The sequence below is a fragment of the Streptomyces sp. NPDC048415 genome (genome assembly GCF_040651675.1).
Lineage (GTDB): Bacteria > Actinomycetota > Actinomycetes > Streptomycetales > Streptomycetaceae > Streptomyces.
This window is the reverse complement of record NZ_JBEZKJ010000003.1, coordinates 40,407-57,039: the sequence shown is the minus strand read 5'-3', so window position 1 is coordinate 57,039 and position 16,633 is coordinate 40,407. Positions and strand designations below refer to the sequence as shown.

Sequence of the window (16,633 nt, the reverse complement as noted above, 5' to 3'; positions counted from 1 at the left end):
GCCCGCGTCCACCCCCACCGTCTCGACGTCCGCGCTCACACCGCACCGCCCGTCGGCAGGGGCAGCGCCAGCACATCGCTGTGCTGGACCACCACCCGCAACTCGCCCGCGGCGCACGCCTCCAGCCGGGAGCGCAGATACGACTCGGCCCGCGCCGCGAGTTCGGGCCGCTGCTCGACCGCCGCGCCGACCCAGCCGCGCAGCCACTCCTCGGTGAGCGCGGCGTCGTCGGGGCCGAGGCGCCACGGGCTCGGATGCACCCGTACCGTCGCCCCGTACCGGCCGAACGCCTCGCAGGCCGTCGTGATGGCGTCCGGGCCGAGCAGTTCGCCGCGCCGCTGATGGGCGTTGAACGCCTCGCCGAACTCGGCGTCGAGCGGGTCGGCCGGCGCGAGTTCGATCCGTCCGGCGACGGACAGCGTCAGCAGGGCCGGGACCCCGGCGCCCGCGCAGGCCGCCGCGAGCCGGTCGATCTCTTCGCCGGTGAGCACGTCAAGGAGCGCGGAGGCCGTCACCAGCGACGCCCCGGCCAGGGCGTCCGAGGTCAGCCGGCCGATGTCACCACGCTGCGTGGTGACCGTGACCCGGCTGCCGTCGGCCGCCGCGCGCGGCGCCTCCGCGGTGGCGAAGTGCAGCAGATACGGGTCCCGGTCGTGCAGGATCCAGTGCTGGGCGCCGTCGAGGCGGGGCGCGAGCCAGCGCCCCATGGAACCGGTGCCGCAGCCGAGATCGTGAATCACCAGGTCGCCGGCGCGCCCGGGCCGATTCGCCAGCCATACGCGCAACGGGTCGAGCAGCTCGAGCGCCCGCGCGGAGGCGTCGGCGCCCTCACGCAGCTGGAGCCACTGGGGCGCATAGCGCGGCATGTCGTCGGCACCGACTTCCTCTACTCGCTGACCAGGCACACCCGTCCTCACCTTCCTCCCGGGCGCGCCGGATTCCGGCGTGCCCGCGGGAGTCGTCGCCGTACTCACGCCGCCGTCCGAGGTTCCCGGGGCAGCCGGCCGAGCACACCGGCCAGGCTGCGGGCCGTGGTGGCCCAGCCGTCCAGCGCGGCGCGCCGGCCGCGGGCCGCCGCCTTCAGCCGACGGCGTACGTCGGCCTCGCCGAACCAGCCACGCAACTCCGCCGCGAGGGCCACCGGATCCTCCGGTGGTACGAGGATGCCGGGCACCCCGCCGTCGGGCGCGCGCCCGACGGCTTCGGGCAGGCCACCGACGTCGGTCGCCAGCACCGGAATGCCGCGCGCGAGCGCCTCGGTGACGGCCATGCCGTACGTCTCCGCGTACGAGGTCAGAACCATCAGGTCGGCGGCGGCGTAACTCGCGTCCAGTTCGGCGCCTGCCTGAGGGCCGGCCAGGTGCAGCCGGTCGCCGAGGCCGTGCTTCTCGATCAGGGCGCGCAACTGGGCGACGTACGCGGGATCCTGGGCGAGGCCGCCGACGCAGACGCAGCTCCAGGGGAGGTCGGTGACGGTCGCGAGGGCCTCGACCAGCCGGTGCTGTCCCTTGCGCGGGGTGACCGCGGCGACGCACAGCAGGCGTGAGACGCCGTCGGTGCCGGAGGCGAGCGGCGCTATGTCGGCGCCGGGCGCGGCGACATGGACGCGGTCGGGGGCGAGCCCGTGGTGGGCGACGAGCCGGCGCACGGCCCAGTCGCTGGTGGCCACCACGGCGGACACGGCGCGCAGGGTCGTACGTTCCCTGGTGTCCAACTCCGCGGCCGTGGCGGGCGGGAGACCGGTCTCGTCGCCGAGCGGCAGGTGCACCAGCACGACGAGGCGGAGGCGTTCGGCCTCGGGGACGATGATCTCGGGGACGCCACACGCGACGAGTCCGTCGAGGAGGACGACCGTGCCGTCCGGCAGCTCACGCAGCGTACGGCCGAGTTCGGTGCGGGCGGCGGATCCGGGGTGCGGCCACGTACCGGCGACGGCGTGCCGGTGGACTTGCCAGCCGAAGCCGGGCAGGTCCAGGCAGAGCCGTCGGTCGTAGGCGTTGCCGCCGCTCGGGGCGGCCGGGTCGTCGACGCCGCCCGGCATGACGAAGTGCACGGAGCGCAGGGACATGGGGATGATCTCGGCGTTCTTGAGGGCCGTGTGCTGCACGGGCACGTAGTTCAGGGATGCCCGGTCCCTGTTCAGGGACGGCTGGTCGAGGGTCGTGTCGGTCACAGGGCACGCTCGTAACTCGCCCAGGCGATGTGCGATTCGTGCAGGGTGACGGTGATGCCCGCGAGGCCGTGGGCGCCCTCGCCCAGTGCTCCGGCGTGCACCCGGTCGGCGAGCCGGTCGGCGATGACCTTGGCCAGGAACTCCGTCGAGGTGTTGGTGTCCTTGAAGTCCGGTTCGCTGTCGAGGTTGCGGTAGTTCAACTCGCTCACGACGGCGCCGAGTTCCTGCGTGGCCAGTCCGATGTCGACGACGATGTTGTCGTCGTCCAGCTCGGCGCGGCGGAAGGTGGCGTCCACCAGGAACGTCGCCCCGTGCAGGCGCTGCGCGGGGCCGAAGACCTCGCCCCGGAAGCTGTGGGCGATCATCAGGTGATCGCGGACGGTGATGCTGAACAACGGACGACCCTCCAGGTGCGGTGCGTCTGATCCCCTGCCGGGATCACGTCGTGTAGTACGGCTGTCCCGGTCCCCTTGTTCAGCCGCCTGTTGCCCTTTCTTCGAAGTCTTTGGAGGTCAGGCAGGTTGTTCCGGGCTCAAACGTCGTAGACGACGCGGTGGCACAGGCCGGGCATCGATCCGGAGGCGAGCTTCGCCATCACGTGGGGCAGTTCGTCGAATGCGCACTCGCCGGTGATCAGGGCGTCGAAGGCGGGTTCGGCGAGCAGTTCCAGGGCGAGCGCGAGCCGGTCGGCGTACGTCCTGCCGGTCCGGGCGCGCGGGGAAACGGAACCCACCTGGCTGCTGCGTACGGCCAGCCGACGCGAGTGGAAGGCCTCCCCCAGCGACAGGCTGACGCGCCGGTCGCCGTACCAGCTGAGTTCGAGCACGGTCCCCTCCTGGGCGAGGAGTTCCAGCGACCGGGTCAGCCCCGCCTCGGTGGCGCTGGCGTGCACCACGAGGTCGCGCTCACCGTCGGCGTCCTCGGGCAGCGCGAAGTCGACGCCGAGGGCCCGCGCGATGTCGGCGCGTGCCGGGTCCGCGTCGACGAGCTGGACGCGCACGCCGGGGAAGCACGCGAGGAGCGCGGCGACGGAGCAGCCGACCATGCCGCCGCCCACCACGGCGATCCGGTCGCCGATCAGCGGCGCGGCGTCCCACAGGGCGTTCACCGCGGTCTCGACCGTCCCGGCGAGCACGGCACGCGAGGCGGGGACGGCGTCCGGCACGACGGTCACGGCGCTCACCGGGACGACGTACCGCGTCTGATGCGGATACAGGCAGAAGACGGTTCGGCCAAGCAGCGACGCCGGACCTTCCTCCACTCGGCCGACGCTCAGATAGCCGTATTTCACCGGTGCGGGGAAGTCCCCGTCCTGGAACGGTGCACGCATCGAAGCATGCTGACTCTCCGGTACGCCGCCACGGAAGACGAGGGTCTCGGTGCCTCGGCTCACCCCGGAGAAGAGCGTGCGCACCAGCACCTCCCCCTCCGCGGGCGCCGGCAGGGCGACGTCCCGGATCTCGCCGTGGCCCGGCGAGGCGAGCCAGAAGGCGCGAGCTGTGGGTTCCATGAGCGTCCCCCTGAACGATTCAGCAGATCTTCACGTACGGAGCGGTGACAAGCCGCGCACTGTACGCGGCGTTGATCGACTCTGTCATACGGCCGGAGGATGTGCGGTGGCCCTGAACAACACGTACGACGCGAGGCTCCCTCAGCAGGAGACCATCGTGGGAGCCGGTGTGCAGCTCCTGCTGCTGGCCCTGCTGGGCTCGGCGATCGGGATGGGGCCCGCGGGCTGGCTTACCGGTCTGGCCTTCGCGATCGCCACCTGGGCGGTGCTGACCCGTGCGCTGCGCCGCTCGCGGCCCCGCTCCTTCGGCCCGGCCAACCGCGTCACCCTGGGCCGGGCGATCCTGGTCGGCGGGGTCACCGCCCTGGTCGCGGACTCCTTCCAGAGTTCGCCGCCGGTCAGTCTCCTGGTCGGTCTGACGGCGGTCGCGCTGATCCTCGACGGTGTCGACGGCAAGGTCGCCCGGCGCACCGGAACGTCCTCCGCGCTGGGCGCCCGCTTCGACATGGAGGTCGACGCGTTCCTGATCCTGGTGCTGAGCGTGTACGTCGCGATGTCGCTCGGTCCGTGGGTGCTGCTGATCGGCACCATGCGGTATGCGTTCGTGGCGGCGGCCCGGGTGCTGCCGTGGCTGAACGCCGCGCTGCCGCCGAGCATGGCGCGCAAGACGGTGGCGGCCATGCAGGGCATCGTGCTGCTCGTCGCGGGCGCCGGGATTCTGCCGCGCGGGGCGACGGCCGGGGCGGTGCTCCTGGCGCTCGCGCTGCTCGTGTGGTCCTTCGGCCGCGACATCGTGTGGCTGTGGCGCCGGGACGGCGGCAAGCCTGCCCAGCGTCCTGCCGGGCCGGTCAGCCGGTCGCCGCGGCCGGTTCCGGCGCGTTCTGAAGGTTGATCACCTGCCAGAGCAGATCTCCTGGGCTCTCAGTAAGTGATCTCGACGTCGCTGACGGTGTGGTGGTCCGTGACGCACGTCGACGACATGGGCACCGGTCCGCGGGGCAGCCTTGGGAGCGGCCATGTCGCCGTAGCGGACTGGTCGGACAGGACGATGCCGGTGCCGCCGGTGCCCGTCTCGTAGCCGTCGACCTCTGGGCGGCGGTGGTGGCCGACCGGGGCGAAAGCTCCGGCGACTGCACGCCGCACGCCTAGGACAGGAGCGAACGGACCTCGTTCGCGAGCACGCGGCCCGTGTCGACGGAGTCGGAGACCAGGCGGGTGCGGGTGAGCGCGAAGGCGAGGCCGCGCTCGCGGTCGGCGAAGGCGATGCTGCCGCCGCTGCCGTGGTGGCCGAAGGCCGTGCGCTCACCGGCCATCTCGGGCAGGCCGAGGAAGTAGCCGAGTCCCTTGGCGTGTCGGGCGAGCAGCATCTGGTCCTTGCCCTCGACGGCCACGGCGGTGGCGAGTTCCAGGCGTTCCGGACTGATCAGCCGTACGCCCTCGACCTGGCCCAGCAGCGCGGCGTACATGCGCGCGGCGGCTCGAGCGGTCGTCGTGCCGCCCGCGGGCAGGTCCGCGAGGAGGTACTCCCTGCGGTTGGCCAGTTCGGCGGTCGTCCACACGGCGCGGTGAGGTGCCACGAGGCGGACGAAGGGCACGGACGGCGGCAGGCTCGCCAGCCATGCCTCCCAGCCGCCCTCCACGAGCGGTGCCGTACGCGGCAGTTCGCTCTGCGGCAGGCCGAAGTAGAGCTCGTCGGACACGCCGAGCGGCTCCGTGACGTACGTACGCAACGCCTCGCCCGGAGTCAGACCGGTGATCCGGCGGACGGTCTCACCGAGGATCCAGCCGAAAGTCCAGCCGTGGTAGCCGCTCGCCGAGCCGGGTTCCCACAGCGGCTCCTGCGCCGCGACCATCGCGCACATGGTGTCCCAGTCGCACAGGTCGGCCGGTGTGATGCCGGGGGGCAGCTGCGGTACGCCGACCGTGTGGGTAAGCGCGTGGCGTACCGTCGCGCGTTCCTTGCCCTGAGCGGCGAACTCGGGCCAGTAGTGGGCGATCGGGGTGTCGTAGTCGATCAGCCCGCGCTCGGCGAGCACATGGACGAGGGTCGCGGTGAAGCCCTTGCCGAGGGAAAAGCTGTGGATCAGCGTGTCGGGACCCAGCGGGCGCCCGTCGGCCACGCCCGCCCAGGCATCGACGACCAACTCGCCGCCCCGGTGGACCGCCACCTGGAGGCCGCTCTCCACACCCGACGCCACCAGCCGTTCGAGGATCGCGCCGATCCGCCCCCGCGCCCGAGCACCCACGCTGTCCGTCACCTGCGCATCATGACACCGGCCCGCTCCCGAAACCGTAACCTGCGGCGACCGCGCTCGAACATCAACTGGCTAGACTACGCACCCTCGTACACGCGATCGCGCCACCTGCGAGCAAGGCCGTTCCCGAAGGGTTTCGACGCTTGATAGCCATCGAAGATGTCAGCAAGCGATACGCCGACGGCACGGTGGCCGTCGATCGCCTGTCCCTCCAGATACCGAACCACTCCATCACCGTGCTCGTCGGACCTTCGGGCTGCGGCAAGACCACCACACTGCGCATGATCAACCGCATGGTCAAACCGAGCAGCGGCACGATCCGCGTCGACGGCGAGGACATCCTGCGCCGGCCGGTCAACGCCCTGCGCCGTTCCATGGGTTACGTCATCCAGAACGCCGGGCTCTTCCAGCATCGCACGATCCTCGACAACATCGCCACGGTGCCGCGGCTGCTCGGCTGGTCCAAGCAGCGCGCCCGGGCCCGCGCGGCCGAACTCATGGAACGGGTCGGTCTGGACCCGGGCATGGCCCGCCGCTACCCGTACCAGCTCTCCGGCGGCCAGCAGCAACGAGTCGGCGTCGCCCGCGCGCTGGCTTCCGACCCGCCGATCCTGCTCATGGACGAGCCGTTCTCCGCGGTCGACCCGGTCGTCCGCCGGGGCCTGCAGGAGGAGTTGCTCCGTATCCAGGGCGAACTCGGCAAGGCGATCGTGTTCGTCACCCATGACATGGACGAGGCCATCACGATCGGTGACCGCGTCGCCGTGCTGCGCACCGGTGGCAAGCTCGCCCAATTCGCCGCCCCGGACGAACTGTTGTCGTCGCCCGCCGACGAGTTCGTCGAGCAGTTCCTCGGCGCCGACCGGGGCATCCGCGGTCTGTCGTTCCTGTCCACGCGCGAGCTGGAGGTCGACCGCTCCCGGGTCTTCCCCGTCGGCACCGACTGGAAGGAGGTCGCCGGACGCGTCGGCACGCCGTCGCCGGTGCTGGTGACCGACGCCGGTGGCAGGCCGCTGGGCTGGGCCGACCTCGCCACGTGGGATGGTGACGTCAAGGCCCTCGAGCCGTACGGGCAGAGCTTCGAGGTGGGCCGTGACTCGCTGCGCGTCGCGTTGGACCGGGCCGTGCTGTCGCCGACCGGTCAGGCGGTCGCGGTGGACCGCGCCGGGCAGGTGCTGGGGGTCGCCGGGCAGGAGACGGTCGCCGCGGCGATCCGCGCGGCACGACAGCGACGGGCGGCGGACGCCCCGCAGGACGCGTCCGAGCTGAAGGCCGCCCGGTGAACGGCTTCTTCGACATACCGAGCGACCTCCAGCACAGCTATCCCGGCCTGATCGCCCTCCACATGCAGGAGGCACTGGTCCCGGTGCTGGTCGGTCTCCTGCTGGCGCTGCCGATCGGCCTGTTGTGCGTCCACAACGACTGGCTCTACCCGCCGGTTCTCTGGACCTCCACGGTGCTGTACGCCATCCCGTCGATCGCCTTCTTCGTGGTGCTCATCGACTACACCGGGCTGACCCAGCTGACCGTGATGATCCCGCTGTGCCTGTACAGCCTGGTCGTCCTCGTGCCGGCGGTCGTCGACGGCATCCGCTCGGTCCCCGAGGAGACGAACGCCGCCGCCGCGGCGATGGGCATCGGCCCCGTACGCCGTTACTTCCAGGTGCAACTGCCCATCGCCGTACCCGCGATCATGGCCGGACTGCGGGTGGCGACCGCCTCCAGCATCAGCCTGGCGAGCGTCGGCTCACTCATCGGCAACCAAGGGGCGCTCGGCAACCTGCTGACCACCGCGATGCTCTACCATCGCCCCCACCTCGCCGTGACCTCGGTCGTCACCACCGCCGTTCTCGCGATCGCGGTCGACGCCCTGCTCGTCCTGCTGCGGCGGCTGCTCACCCCCTGGCAGCCGCCCTCCGCCCGCAAAGCCCGGCGCCTCGCGTCGACGATCCCGGACGCCGCCCGCACAGTGGAGGGCGTCTCGTGAACGTACTCAACTTCATGCAGTCCTTCTTCAGCGACGGATCCCACTGGCACGGCTACGACGGCATCCCGCAGCGCGTCTGGGAACACATCCAGTACACCGCCGGGGCGCTCGCGATCGCCGCCGCCATCGGCCTGCCCATCGGCCTGGTCACCGGGCACACCGGCCGCGGCGGCAACACGCTGGCGTTCGTGTCCTCCGGGGCCCGGGCGCTGCCGACCTTCGGGCTGCTGGTGCTGATGTTCGTCTGGCTGGGCCTCGGCATCGTGCCCGTGATGATCCCCCTGGTGGTGCTGGCGATCCCCCCGATCCTCATCACCACGTACGAAGCGGTCCGCAACGTGGACCCCTCCCCCGTCGACGCCGCCCGCGGGATGGGCATGTCGGAGGGGAAGATCCTGCTCCAGGTCGAGGTGCCGGCCGCGCTGCCACTGATCCTCAGCGGTGTGCGATCGGCGGCGATCCAGATCGTTTCGACGGCGACGATCGCGGCCTATGTGGCCCTGGGCGGAGTCGGCCGGTACATCCTCGACGGCCTCTACCAGCGCAACTACGAGAAGGTGGCCGGCGGGGCCGCCCTCACGGCCCTCCTGGCGCTGCTCGTCCTCGTCCTCTTCTGGGCCGTGGGCCGAGTGGCGGTGTCCCCGGGCGTGCGCCGCAGGCGCCGGGCGGCGTAAGGCTGTAGGCGCGTTCGCGGCGTACGACAGCGGGGGCGGCCTCCGGGCCGTCCCCGCTTCACCGTTGCGCGGTGGCCAGCGCGTGCTCCAGGACGACGAGCAGCGCGTCCCGTACGGAGCCGCGTTCGCGCGCGTCGAAGACCGTGACGGGCACATGATCGGCGACGTCGAGGGCCCACCGTACGTCGTCCAGATCGTGCTCGACCCTGCCGTCGAAGGCGTTGACGGCCACCGCGAAGGGGATCTCGCGGTGCTCGAAGTAGTCGACGGCCGCGTAGCAGTCGTCGAGCCGGCGGGTGTCGACGATGACGAGCCCGCCGAGCGCTCCCTCGACGAGGTCGTCCCACATGAACCCGAACCGCTCCTGCCCCGGGGTCCCGAACAGGTAGAGCTTCAGGGTCGGGTCGAGGGTGACGCAGCCGAAGTCCATGGCGACGGTCGTCGTCGTCTTCTCCGGCGTGTGGGTGAGATCGTCGACGCCCGCGGCGACCGAGGTGATGGACGCCTCGGTGGTCAGCGGCTCAATTTCGGAGATGGCGCCGACCGTGGTGGTCTTGCCCACGCCGAAGCCACCGGCGATCACCATCTTCACCGGCAGCGGCGGCGCGGGGCGCCCGGTGTCAGCCCTCACGGATCGCTCCCCGGGAGTCGGGGACAGCTCGGAGACCATCGATAACCCTTCGCAATACGGTGACATCGCGGTTGGAGTGGGCCTGCGGTGCGTACAGGGCCAGTTGACCGTCGGCGCGCAGATCGTCGGCGAGCACCCGGATCACATTCAAGTGCATCCGCAGTTTCGCCGCGATCTCCGCCAGCGACTGCGGTTCGCGGCAGACCGTGATGATGTCGCGGTGCTGGTCGAAGACGAAGGCGTCCAGCGCGGCCAGGCCCAGATCGGTCGCGACGACCTGCGTCTCGATCGGGATCGGCGGTACCAGACTGTCGCCGCCGGCGATCCGCCCCGCGGTCAGCAGGAACGGCCGGACGACCGAGGCGGGGGGCTCCGCTCCCCACCCGGCGTCACCGGTCGCCGACGGCTCGCCAGTCGTCATCACGTTCTCGCGATGCCCACGGTGTTCTTCAGCTCCATGACCAGTTGCGGGCTCAGCACCGCACCGGCCCGGTTGGCGAAGAGGGTCATCTCGTAGGCGATGTTGCCGAGCTTTGCCTCCTTGGAGGCGACCACACCGAGCACAGCGCCGGCGCCCAGCGCCGACACCAGGACGTGCCCTTCCGCCAGGTCGATGATGACCTTGTTCAGGCTGCCGAGGCCGTAGTTGCCGGAGGCGCCCATGGCAAGGCTGGTGATACCGGAGACGATCGCCGCGAGGCGCTCCGAGTCGGCCTGTCCACGCAGTTGGGACACCGCGATGAGCAGTCCGTCGGAGGAGACACCGATCACGTCGACGACCCCGGCCGTCTCGGTGGCGAATCGATTGAGCAGCCAATTGAAGTCGGCAGCCGCGGCCTTCACGTCCGTCACCGGTTCCACGGCTTCGGACTCCGGCTCGCCTGTCCACATGGTCACGTGCTCATGCCTTCCGGGGATATGGGTCTGCTGTTTTCTGTGCGGGTCTCGGTCGGGGCGTTTCTGTGCTGGTCTCGGTCGGGGCGCCGGTCCGGCCCCCCGGTCGGGTCGCCCCGCCGGCCCAGCCCTCGGTCGCGCTCTCGCGCTGGGCCCGCAGGACGGCGGCCTCGAACTCGTCGATCTCGGATCGCGCCGCCTCCGCGTCCGTGGGCAGCCAGGCGGGCGGCCGCGGGTTGGTGACGCTCTTCTTGGGCAGTCGGCTCGACGCGGTGGTGGCCGACAGGGTGGCACCGCGCACCCGGCGCCGCAGGGGGCCGGCCTGGCGGGCGCTGGGCGGGGGCGGCGCGCTGGAGCCGACGCCGGCACGGGTGCTCGTGCCGGCGCTGGTGCCGGTGCCCGTGCCCGTGCTCTTGTCGGTCCCGGTGCGGGTGCCCGTGTCGGTGCGGATGCCCGTGTCGGTGCGGATGCCCGTGTCGGTGCGGGTGCCCGTGTCGGTGCGGGTGCCGGTGCCCGTGCCGGCGCTCTTATCGGTGCTCTTGTCGGTGCCGGGCCGTACTCCGAACTCGTGGGCGGTGCCCGGAGGCGCACCGCGCACGGCCGTCCGGCGCGTACCAACGCCCGTGTCCGGCCGGGAGGTTCGGGGAGTGTCGCCCTGCCGGGGCGGTGCCGCGCCGGTCCCGCTCCCCGGGTGGTTGAGGGCGGCCTCGCCAACCGTGTCCGCCCCCGGTTCAGGGCGCCGTGCGTGGCTGGAGGGCTCCGCGGCCCGGGAGCGCGCGGGAACCCTGCGGGGCAGGCCCGAGGGGCCGGGCGGCGACTCCACCCTCGCGGGACGCGGCTCGCTCGCGCCGGAGCGGCGGGCGGGCGGCAGGATGTGCGGAGCGCGGGCCGCGGTCTGTGCTGGGTCGGTGAGCAGCAGGTGAGAGGCGGGGACCGCGACGGTGGCCGTGACGCCGCCGCCCGGGGTACGGGTCAGGACGACTTCGATGCCCCAGCGCCGGGAGAGTCCGCCGACCACGAACAGGCCCAGGACCTCCGTGGGCGCCAGGTCGAGCCGTTCACGGCGGACCAGGCGGGCGTTCTCCTCCGCGAGCCGTTCGGGGCTCATCCCGAGCCCGTGGTCGATGATCTCGACGAGGGCGCCGGCGGATCCGTGCCGGGGGCGAAGGACCACTTCGACGCCGCTGGTCGCCGGGGAGAACATCACCGCGTTCTCCAGCAGTTCGGCGAGCATCAGGGTCAGATCGCCGACGATGTCGGGGACGACGGTGACATCGCCCTCGGCGTGCGGGGTGACACGCTGGAAGCCCTCGATCTGGCCGAGCGCGGCACGCACGATGTTGCTCAGCCGCATGGGTTCCGTGTTGAGGCCCGTCTCGCTGATTCCGGCGAGCAGCATCAGACTGTCGGCGTTGCGCTGCAGACGTACCGCGATGTGGTCGATGCGGTAGAGCCGGTCCAGTACCTCAGGTCGGTTTCGCCGCGCTCCACCGAGTCGATCAGGGCGAGTTGACGTGCCGTCAGATTGCTGACGTGGCGGCCGACGTTGCCGAACATCTCGGCGATGTTGCGGCGGCTGACGACCTGGCGCTCCAGCAGGGCGGTCGCGGTGACCTGAACCTGGTTGAAGGCCTCGGCGAGTTCACCGATCTCGTCACGCACCGGCACGGGTACGGCTTCGAGGCGCGGCGGGCTCGCGTCGCCGGCGTCGTCGTCCGCGACCCGGGCCAGCTCGGTCTCGGCGGCGGTGGCCACGTGCTGGGCCGCCGCGGTCAGGGTCCGCACGGTCCGCACCACGGAGCGGCGCATCAGCACGGAGAACAGGAACCAGGCCCCGAAGGCGAGCAGGGTACCGGCGATGAGCCAAGCCGCCTGCCACCAGGCGCTGTTCGAGGCGGCCTGGGTGTCGGCGGCGATCTCACCGATCAGCTCCTGGGTGATCTTCAGCCGGTTCTGGGCCTGGCGCTCGTAGGTGGGATCGGCTTTCAGCGCGTCGTCGAGAGCGGCCCGCAGCTGGGCCGGGTTCTCGGCGACCAGGGCGCTGGGATCGATCCGCAGCGCGGCCCAGTGCTGGGCGATGACGCTCTGGTACGGGCTGTGTTCGATCTGGGCGAGGTCGGCACCCTGTTCCTGGTCGGCGAACCGGGTGAACCGCTCGGCCTGGTAGGTGTACTGCTCGTAGTCGCCGACGCCGCCGGTGAACTCGATGAGCGCGTTGGGGTCCCGGGTGCGGGCGGCGAAGACGCTGGTCTCGAAGGAGGCGTGAGCGGTGTCGGCACGCAGCAGCGCGTCGAGCAGATTGCCCGCGGACGTCGTGGACGCGCTGGCCGACTGGCCGAGACCGAGGCCGTCGATGAGGCCCTCGATCACCGATCCGTAGGCGGGGTCGATGTTGTCGGCGGGGATGGGGCCCTGTTCGACGGTCTTACGGAGGCTGTCGAGGCCCTCGAGTTCCTTGAGCGCTTGGGCCTCGGCGTCGGGCAGCCGGTCCCCGTACGCGGAGCGGACGGCCTGCGTCTGGGCGCTGACCTTCTGCTGCGCCTGGAGGTAGGCGGAGGTGTCCGGCGGGCTGTCGCCGGAGCGGGCGGCCTCGTAGCGCAGGGAGACGAGAAGTGCCTGCCGGTGCTCGGTCTGGACACCGTCGATGAGTTTGGTCACCTGCGCGCTGTCCCGCACCAGTTGGGCGGTGTCGGCGGCGGACCGGGCGCGGTCGATCTGGCCTACGACGACATAGGAGAGTATCGCGGAGACGACCGCGAGCGGGACGATCACGAGGACGTTGAGTTTCCGGCGGAAAGGCCAACGGTCCAGCAGGGTGGGGGTCCGGCCTATTCGGGGATCCGTCGACGGCTGCCCAGAGGCGGCTTTTCTGTGCGGGGGCACTCAACCTCCTTGACTTCACTCCCCGTGGAAGCCCATGGCCAGGGCTGCGTGGGTCAGCGGTCGCGACAGCGCGCTCAGGCCGTCAAGTGGAATCAGGCCCTCGACGCGGCCCACAGTAGCGGCTGCCGTAAGAGTACGGCCATGATCAACCAAAAAGTGACATGTGGAGACGCGGGGCCGGCTCGCATGGTGATCGCATCGCGGGTACGGCGTGAAGCCGTGCGGTCCCGTCGGTGAACTGGTGGTCCCTGTAGGGGAACTGGTGGTCTCTGCAGGGGAACTGGTGGTCCGCGTCGGTGATCTATTCGTGTCTTGACGGTCCGCGAGGGGGCTCGCTTGGATCGTCTGGACTGTCGCCACCCGCGCCTTCCGGCCACCACCGCCCCACCCATGCCAAGTCTGGATGACCAACGTGACCATAGCCAGAAGTACCCGAATCTCCGCAACGTACGCTGTTTCCCTGCTGGTTGTGGCCACGGCCGCACTGACGGGCTGCGGTTCCTCCGACGGCTCCGACAAGAGCGACCCGTTGACGGGCGGCTCCGCCAAGGGCGGTACGGTCGTTGTCGGTTCCAACAACTTCCCCGAAAGCATCCTGCTCGCCGATATCTACGGTGAAGCTCTCAAGTCCAAGGGTGTCAAGGTCAGTTACAAGCTGAACATCGGCAGCCGTGAGACCACCTACGGTCTGATCAAGAACGGCACGATCTCGGTCCTGCCCGAGTACAACGGGGCCCTGCTCGCCTATCTCAACGCCAAGGCGGCGCCGAAGACCGTCGAGGAGACCAGTAAGGCCATCACGGCCGAACTCGACGCGAAACTCACCCTGTTGAAGCCGTCCGCGGCCCAGGACAAGGACGCTGTCGCCGTCAACGAGGCCACGGCCAAGAAGTACAACCTGACGGCCACATCGACGATCGCCGACCTCGCCGCCGTGGCGAAGGACCTGGTCATCGGCGGCTCGCCCGAATTCCAGACCCGGCAGCAGGGCCTTAAGGGCCTCAAGTCCGTATACGGCCTCGATTTCAAGTCCTTCAAGGCGCTCGACGCGGGTGGTCCGTTGACGGTCGCGGCCCTCAAGGGCAACAACATCCAGGCCGCGGACATTTTCACGACGGACCCCGGAATCAGCAAGAACAAGTTCGTAGTCCTGCAGGACCCCAAGAACCTCTTCGGGTTCGAGAACGTTACTCCGCTGGCATACAAGAGCGCTCTTTCGTCGGCAGGGGTTTCCGTTCTCAATGACGTGTCGGCGAAGCTCGACACCGAAGCCCTGGTCAAGCTCAACAGCCAGGTACAGGACGACAACAAGGACCCGCTGGACGTGGCCAAGGCATGGCTGGCCTCCGCCGGCCTGAGCTGACGGCCGCGTGACGGCCGGGGCGGGCAGCCGCTCCGGCCGACGAGGGCTCTTGAAAGCCCGTACGGCTGAGCGCGGCGGCTCTGCTGGGCGAGTTCGCCGAACTCACCGAGCAGAGCTGATCCGCAGACGTCAGCTCCGCGCGCCCGGCGCGACGGCCTCCGGCTCGCTGCGGGACGTATCACCAAAGGCGCGGGGCCCGGCGGAGATACGCCCGGCACCGCGCGCCGGGACGAGGAGCGCGGCCAGTGCGGCGGCGAGGCAGAGCAGCGCGAGCAGGCTGAAGCCGTGCGTGTAACCGAACGCGTACGGCAGGCCCGAGGGCTGGAGCCGGCCGGTGACCAGGACGCTGGTCACCGCGGCGCCGATGGACCCGCCGATGGTGCGGATGTTGGCGTTCATGCCGGTGGCGGCGCCGGTCTGCTCGGCCGGGACACTGCCGACGATCAGGTTGGCCATGGAGGCGAAGGCCAGCCCGATACCAAGGCCGAAAACGCCCGCCGCGAAGGCGACTTGCCACTGCCGGTCGTGCCACAGGGCGAGGAATCCGCAGGCGACCGCACCGAGCGCGGCACCGGTGGTGAGCAGCTTCTTCGCACCCAGTACCGGCTCCAGACGGCCGCTGAGCACACCGGAGCAGAACATCGCGATCAGCATCGGCAGCATGAGCAGTCCGGCCGCCGTCACGCTCGCGCCGAAGCCGTATCCCGCGGAGCTGGGCGTTTGGACGAAGCCGGGCAGGAAGGACCAGATCGCGTACATGCCCGCGCCGAACAGCAGCGCGGCGGCGTTCGTGGTCCACACGGCGGGCAGCCGCATGATGCGCAGGTCGATCAGCGGACTGCGCGAGCGCGCCTCGGCGAACAGCCACAGCGCGAAGAGCAGCACGGCGGCGGCGAACAGGCCGACGGCCTTGCCCGATCCCCAGCCCCAGCGGCTCGCCTGGCTGAGCGGCAGCAGCAGGGCGACCAGCCAGCCCGACAGCAGGACGGCGCCGAGCCAGTTGACGCGTCCCTCGGCGCGGCGGGGCGACTCGGGGACGTAGCGCAGGGCGATCAGTGTGGCTCCCGATCGTCCCCCGACGCGAGCGGCACTGTCAGACCTGGTCCGCATACTGGTTTCCGGTGGCTGAGATCTGACTCGGGGGGACGATCATGCGCAGGGTGTACAGCGGCGAACTACCGGTGAGTTATCGGCAGTTCTACGTGGAGAGCCGGCCCGGCGAGTTCGGCGCGGACCCGTCGGATGCCTGCGCCGGGCAGAGCAACGGCCTGTGCGGCGCCGCTGTGCCCGGCTACCTCTTCCTCACGACGGGCCTGCACACCGGGACCGTGGGCCTCACCGTCGAGGTGCACGACTCGCCACCACCGCTCGGCGAGAGCTGGGAGGAAGTGGTGGAGGTGTCGTTCCGGCCGGAGTCCCCCTCGACCGTCCTCCTGCCCTGGGGCGACGGCCCGTTGTGCGCCCTCGAACTGCCGGTGGCCGACTACCGGGTGCGCTACTGCGGACGCGGCATGGACCAGGCGGAGGAGGAGGAACTCGCCGTTCTGGCGGGCGAGGGCATCGTCGATCACTACCTGCTGCAGTTCTGGCCCGCCGTCACCGGCGCGGACCAGGTGATCAGGCAGACGTCGCGGAGCGCGGACTACTGGCACCGGCACGCCCGCACCCTTCCGCCGCCTCCGTCGCCGCAGGAGAGGGCCGAGGCCGAGCGTCGCCGAAGGTGAGGAGCAGGAGAGAGCCGACCAGCCCGCACGCGAACGTGCGGAGGCCCAGTACTGGGGTGGTCGCCTGCCCAGTGAGCGGCTCCGCCGGGTCGGCGGCAATGTGATGGGGCTGGTCGAGCTGGACCGCGACCTTCTCGACGCGGTCGACACGGCGGGTCCGGTGACCCAGCGCGCCCTCGCCCGCTGGGCCGCGCGCCGAGCTCTGTCCGAAGCGGGTCTCAGCGACGTCGACTGGATCGTGCCCGCGCTCGATGCCCTGGACCACCAACAGGACCTGCCGGCATCGTTCGACGACGCCCAGCGCACCTGGGACCCCTTCTTCGCCGACGACCGCATCCCCCAGACCCTCGTGGACTCGTTCGACGCGAGCCGCGGCGACTTTCTGCGGCAGGCCATGGCGATACCTGCCCTGTTCGGCGCGGCGGAGACCGACCCACTGCAGGCCGCGGTCGACGCGCTCTTCGCGGCGGCAGCCACGTGCGGCAGCGCGTACCCGAGCCTGTTCGCGGAGGCCGGTCGACAGTTCCCGATGCTGTGAC

Annotated in this window: 18 protein-coding genes and 1 pseudogene; 7 read left to right on the top strand and 12 right to left on the bottom strand. The window is 70.9% G+C overall.

All coding sequences use genetic code 11. The features are described from left to right. Positions 1-35: 35 nt before the first annotated feature. The 4 genes from AB0D27_RS03390 to AB0D27_RS03375 all read right to left on the bottom strand — a co-directional run bounded on the left by AB0D27_RS03390 (position 36) and on the right by AB0D27_RS03375 (position 3,683). Positions 36-866, bottom strand: coding sequence for a methyltransferase domain-containing protein (locus AB0D27_RS03390; RefSeq protein ID WP_362501880.1), 831 nt, complete (start codon positions 864-866; stop codon positions 36-38). Positions 867-970: 104 nt separating this feature from the next. Further along, positions 971-2,173 (bottom strand): glycosyltransferase family 4 protein, encoded by a 1,203-nt coding sequence (locus AB0D27_RS03385; protein ID WP_362501521.1) that lies wholly within the window; start codon positions 2,171-2,173, stop codon positions 971-973. Beyond that, positions 2,170-2,568, bottom strand: coding sequence for a 6-carboxytetrahydropterin synthase (locus tag AB0D27_RS03380; protein WP_362501519.1), 399 nt, complete (start codon positions 2,566-2,568; stop codon positions 2,170-2,172). The genes AB0D27_RS03385 and AB0D27_RS03380 overlap by 4 nt, the downstream gene beginning before the upstream one ends. Positions 2,569-2,705: 137 nt before the next feature. Beyond that, positions 2,706-3,683, bottom strand: a complete 978-nt coding sequence (locus tag AB0D27_RS03375; RefSeq protein ID WP_362501517.1) for a zinc-binding alcohol dehydrogenase — start codon at positions 3,681-3,683, stop codon at positions 2,706-2,708. A 106-nt stretch (positions 3,684-3,789) separates the two neighbouring features. Here AB0D27_RS03375 and AB0D27_RS03370 point away from each other — a divergent pair, with 106 nt between their 5' ends. Next, positions 3,790-4,575: a CDP-alcohol phosphatidyltransferase family protein gene (locus tag AB0D27_RS03370; protein WP_362501515.1), complete on the top strand. Its 786-nt coding sequence runs from the start codon at positions 3,790-3,792 to the stop codon at positions 4,573-4,575. A gap of 29 nt (positions 4,576-4,604) precedes the next feature. Here the strand turns inward: AB0D27_RS03370 and AB0D27_RS03365 are convergent, their stop codons facing one another. Further along, complete coding sequence (locus AB0D27_RS03365; protein ID WP_362501513.1) at positions 4,605-4,826, bottom strand: hypothetical protein; 222 nt, start codon at positions 4,824-4,826, stop codon at positions 4,605-4,607. Positions 4,827-4,828: 2 nt separating this feature from the next. After that, on the bottom strand, positions 4,829-5,941 hold the full coding sequence (locus AB0D27_RS03360) for a serine hydrolase domain-containing protein (protein WP_362501511.1): 1,113 nt from the start codon (positions 5,939-5,941) through the stop codon (positions 4,829-4,831). 140 nt (positions 5,942-6,081) lie between these two features. Between AB0D27_RS03360 and AB0D27_RS03355 the strand changes: the two genes are divergently transcribed. Genes AB0D27_RS03355 through AB0D27_RS03345 form a run of 3 tightly spaced genes read left to right on the top strand, consistent with a single transcriptional unit; the run spans position 6,082 to position 8,599 of the window. Continuing rightward, positions 6,082-7,221 (top strand): ABC transporter ATP-binding protein, encoded by a 1,140-nt coding sequence (locus tag AB0D27_RS03355; RefSeq protein WP_362501509.1) that lies wholly within the window; start codon positions 6,082-6,084, stop codon positions 7,219-7,221. After that, a complete protein-coding gene (locus AB0D27_RS03350) occupies positions 7,218-7,925 on the top strand; it encodes an ABC transporter permease subunit (RefSeq protein ID WP_362501507.1) in 708 nt (235 codons plus the stop codon). The genes AB0D27_RS03355 and AB0D27_RS03350 overlap by 4 nt, the downstream gene beginning before the upstream one ends. Beyond that, on the top strand, positions 7,922-8,599 hold the full coding sequence (locus tag AB0D27_RS03345; protein WP_362501505.1) for an ABC transporter permease: 678 nt from the start codon (positions 7,922-7,924) through the stop codon (positions 8,597-8,599). The genes AB0D27_RS03350 and AB0D27_RS03345 overlap by 4 nt, the downstream gene beginning before the upstream one ends. Positions 8,600-8,657: 58 nt before the next feature. Here the strand turns inward: AB0D27_RS03345 and AB0D27_RS03340 are convergent, their stop codons facing one another. From AB0D27_RS03340 to AB0D27_RS03320, 5 genes are read right to left on the bottom strand one after another with little or no spacing between them, the layout of a single operon-like run. Further along, a complete protein-coding gene (locus tag AB0D27_RS03340; RefSeq protein ID WP_362501878.1) occupies positions 8,658-9,185 on the bottom strand; it encodes an ATP/GTP-binding protein in 528 nt (175 codons plus the stop codon). Positions 9,186-9,219: 34 nt separating this feature from the next. Beyond that, entirely contained in the window at positions 9,220-9,651 is a 432-nt protein-coding gene (locus tag AB0D27_RS03335) for a DUF742 domain-containing protein (RefSeq protein WP_362501503.1), read from the bottom strand. After that, a complete protein-coding gene (locus AB0D27_RS03330) occupies positions 9,651-10,121 on the bottom strand; it encodes a roadblock/LC7 domain-containing protein (protein ID WP_362501876.1) in 471 nt (156 codons plus the stop codon). Before AB0D27_RS03330 ends, AB0D27_RS03335 begins: the two co-directional genes overlap by 1 nt. 10 nt (positions 10,122-10,131) lie before the next feature. Beyond that, positions 10,132-11,523, bottom strand: a complete 1,392-nt coding sequence (locus AB0D27_RS03325) for an ATP-binding protein (RefSeq protein WP_362501501.1) — start codon at positions 11,521-11,523, stop codon at positions 10,132-10,134. Further along, entirely contained in the window at positions 11,523-13,007 is a 1,485-nt protein-coding gene (locus AB0D27_RS03320) for a HAMP domain-containing protein (RefSeq protein ID WP_362501499.1), read from the bottom strand. The genes AB0D27_RS03325 and AB0D27_RS03320 overlap by 1 nt, the downstream gene beginning before the upstream one ends. Positions 13,008-13,410: 403 nt before the next feature. Here AB0D27_RS03320 and AB0D27_RS03315 point away from each other — a divergent pair, with 403 nt between their 5' ends. Continuing rightward, on the top strand, positions 13,411-14,370 hold the full coding sequence (locus AB0D27_RS03315; RefSeq protein WP_362501497.1) for an ABC transporter substrate-binding protein: 960 nt from the start codon (positions 13,411-13,413) through the stop codon (positions 14,368-14,370). Positions 14,371-14,499: 129 nt separating this feature from the next. Here AB0D27_RS03315 and AB0D27_RS03310 read toward each other — a convergent pair. After that, positions 14,500-15,429, bottom strand: a pseudogene (locus AB0D27_RS03310) (MFS transporter); the annotation flags it as partial. Positions 15,430-15,521: 92 nt separating this feature from the next. Between AB0D27_RS03310 and AB0D27_RS03305 the strand changes: the two are divergent. Both AB0D27_RS03305 and AB0D27_RS03300 read left to right on the top strand, forming a co-directional pair. After that, positions 15,522-16,094 (top strand): hypothetical protein, encoded by a 573-nt coding sequence (locus tag AB0D27_RS03305; RefSeq protein WP_362501495.1) that lies wholly within the window; start codon positions 15,522-15,524, stop codon positions 16,092-16,094. A gap of 103 nt (positions 16,095-16,197) precedes the next feature. Continuing rightward, entirely contained in the window at positions 16,198-16,632 is a 435-nt protein-coding gene (locus AB0D27_RS03300; RefSeq protein WP_362501493.1) for a hypothetical protein, read from the top strand. Position 16,633 lies beyond the last annotated feature (1 nt).

What these genes read in the sequence shown, in the direction of transcription:
- AB0D27_RS03330 (WP_362501876.1), bottom strand. Translation starts at nt 10,121, where the DNA reads ATGTGGACAGGCGAGCCGGAGTCCGAAGCCGTGGAACCGGTGACGGAC.
- AB0D27_RS03300 (WP_362501493.1), top strand. Translation starts at nt 16,198, where the DNA reads ATGGGGCTGGTCGAGCTGGACCGCGACCTTCTCGACGCGGTCGACACG.
- AB0D27_RS03335 (WP_362501503.1), bottom strand. Translation starts at nt 9,651, where the DNA reads ATGACGACTGGCGAGCCGTCGGCGACCGGTGACGCCGGGTGGGGAGCG.
- AB0D27_RS03390 (WP_362501880.1), bottom strand. Translation starts at nt 866, where the DNA reads ATGCCGCGCTATGCGCCCCAGTGGCTCCAGCTGCGTGAGGGCGCCGAC.
- AB0D27_RS03315 (WP_362501497.1), top strand. Translation starts at nt 13,411, where the DNA reads ATGACCAACGTGACCATAGCCAGAAGTACCCGAATCTCCGCAACGTAC.
- AB0D27_RS03325 (WP_362501501.1), bottom strand. Translation starts at nt 11,523, where the DNA reads ATGCTGCTCGCCGGAATCAGCGAGACGGGCCTCAACACGGAACCCATG.
- AB0D27_RS03375 (WP_362501517.1), bottom strand. Translation starts at nt 3,683, where the DNA reads ATGGAACCCACAGCTCGCGCCTTCTGGCTCGCCTCGCCGGGCCACGGC.
- AB0D27_RS03305 (WP_362501495.1), top strand. Translation starts at nt 15,522, where the DNA reads ATGCGCAGGGTGTACAGCGGCGAACTACCGGTGAGTTATCGGCAGTTC.
- AB0D27_RS03340 (WP_362501878.1), bottom strand. Translation starts at nt 9,185, where the DNA reads ATGGTGATCGCCGGTGGCTTCGGCGTGGGCAAGACCACCACGGTCGGC.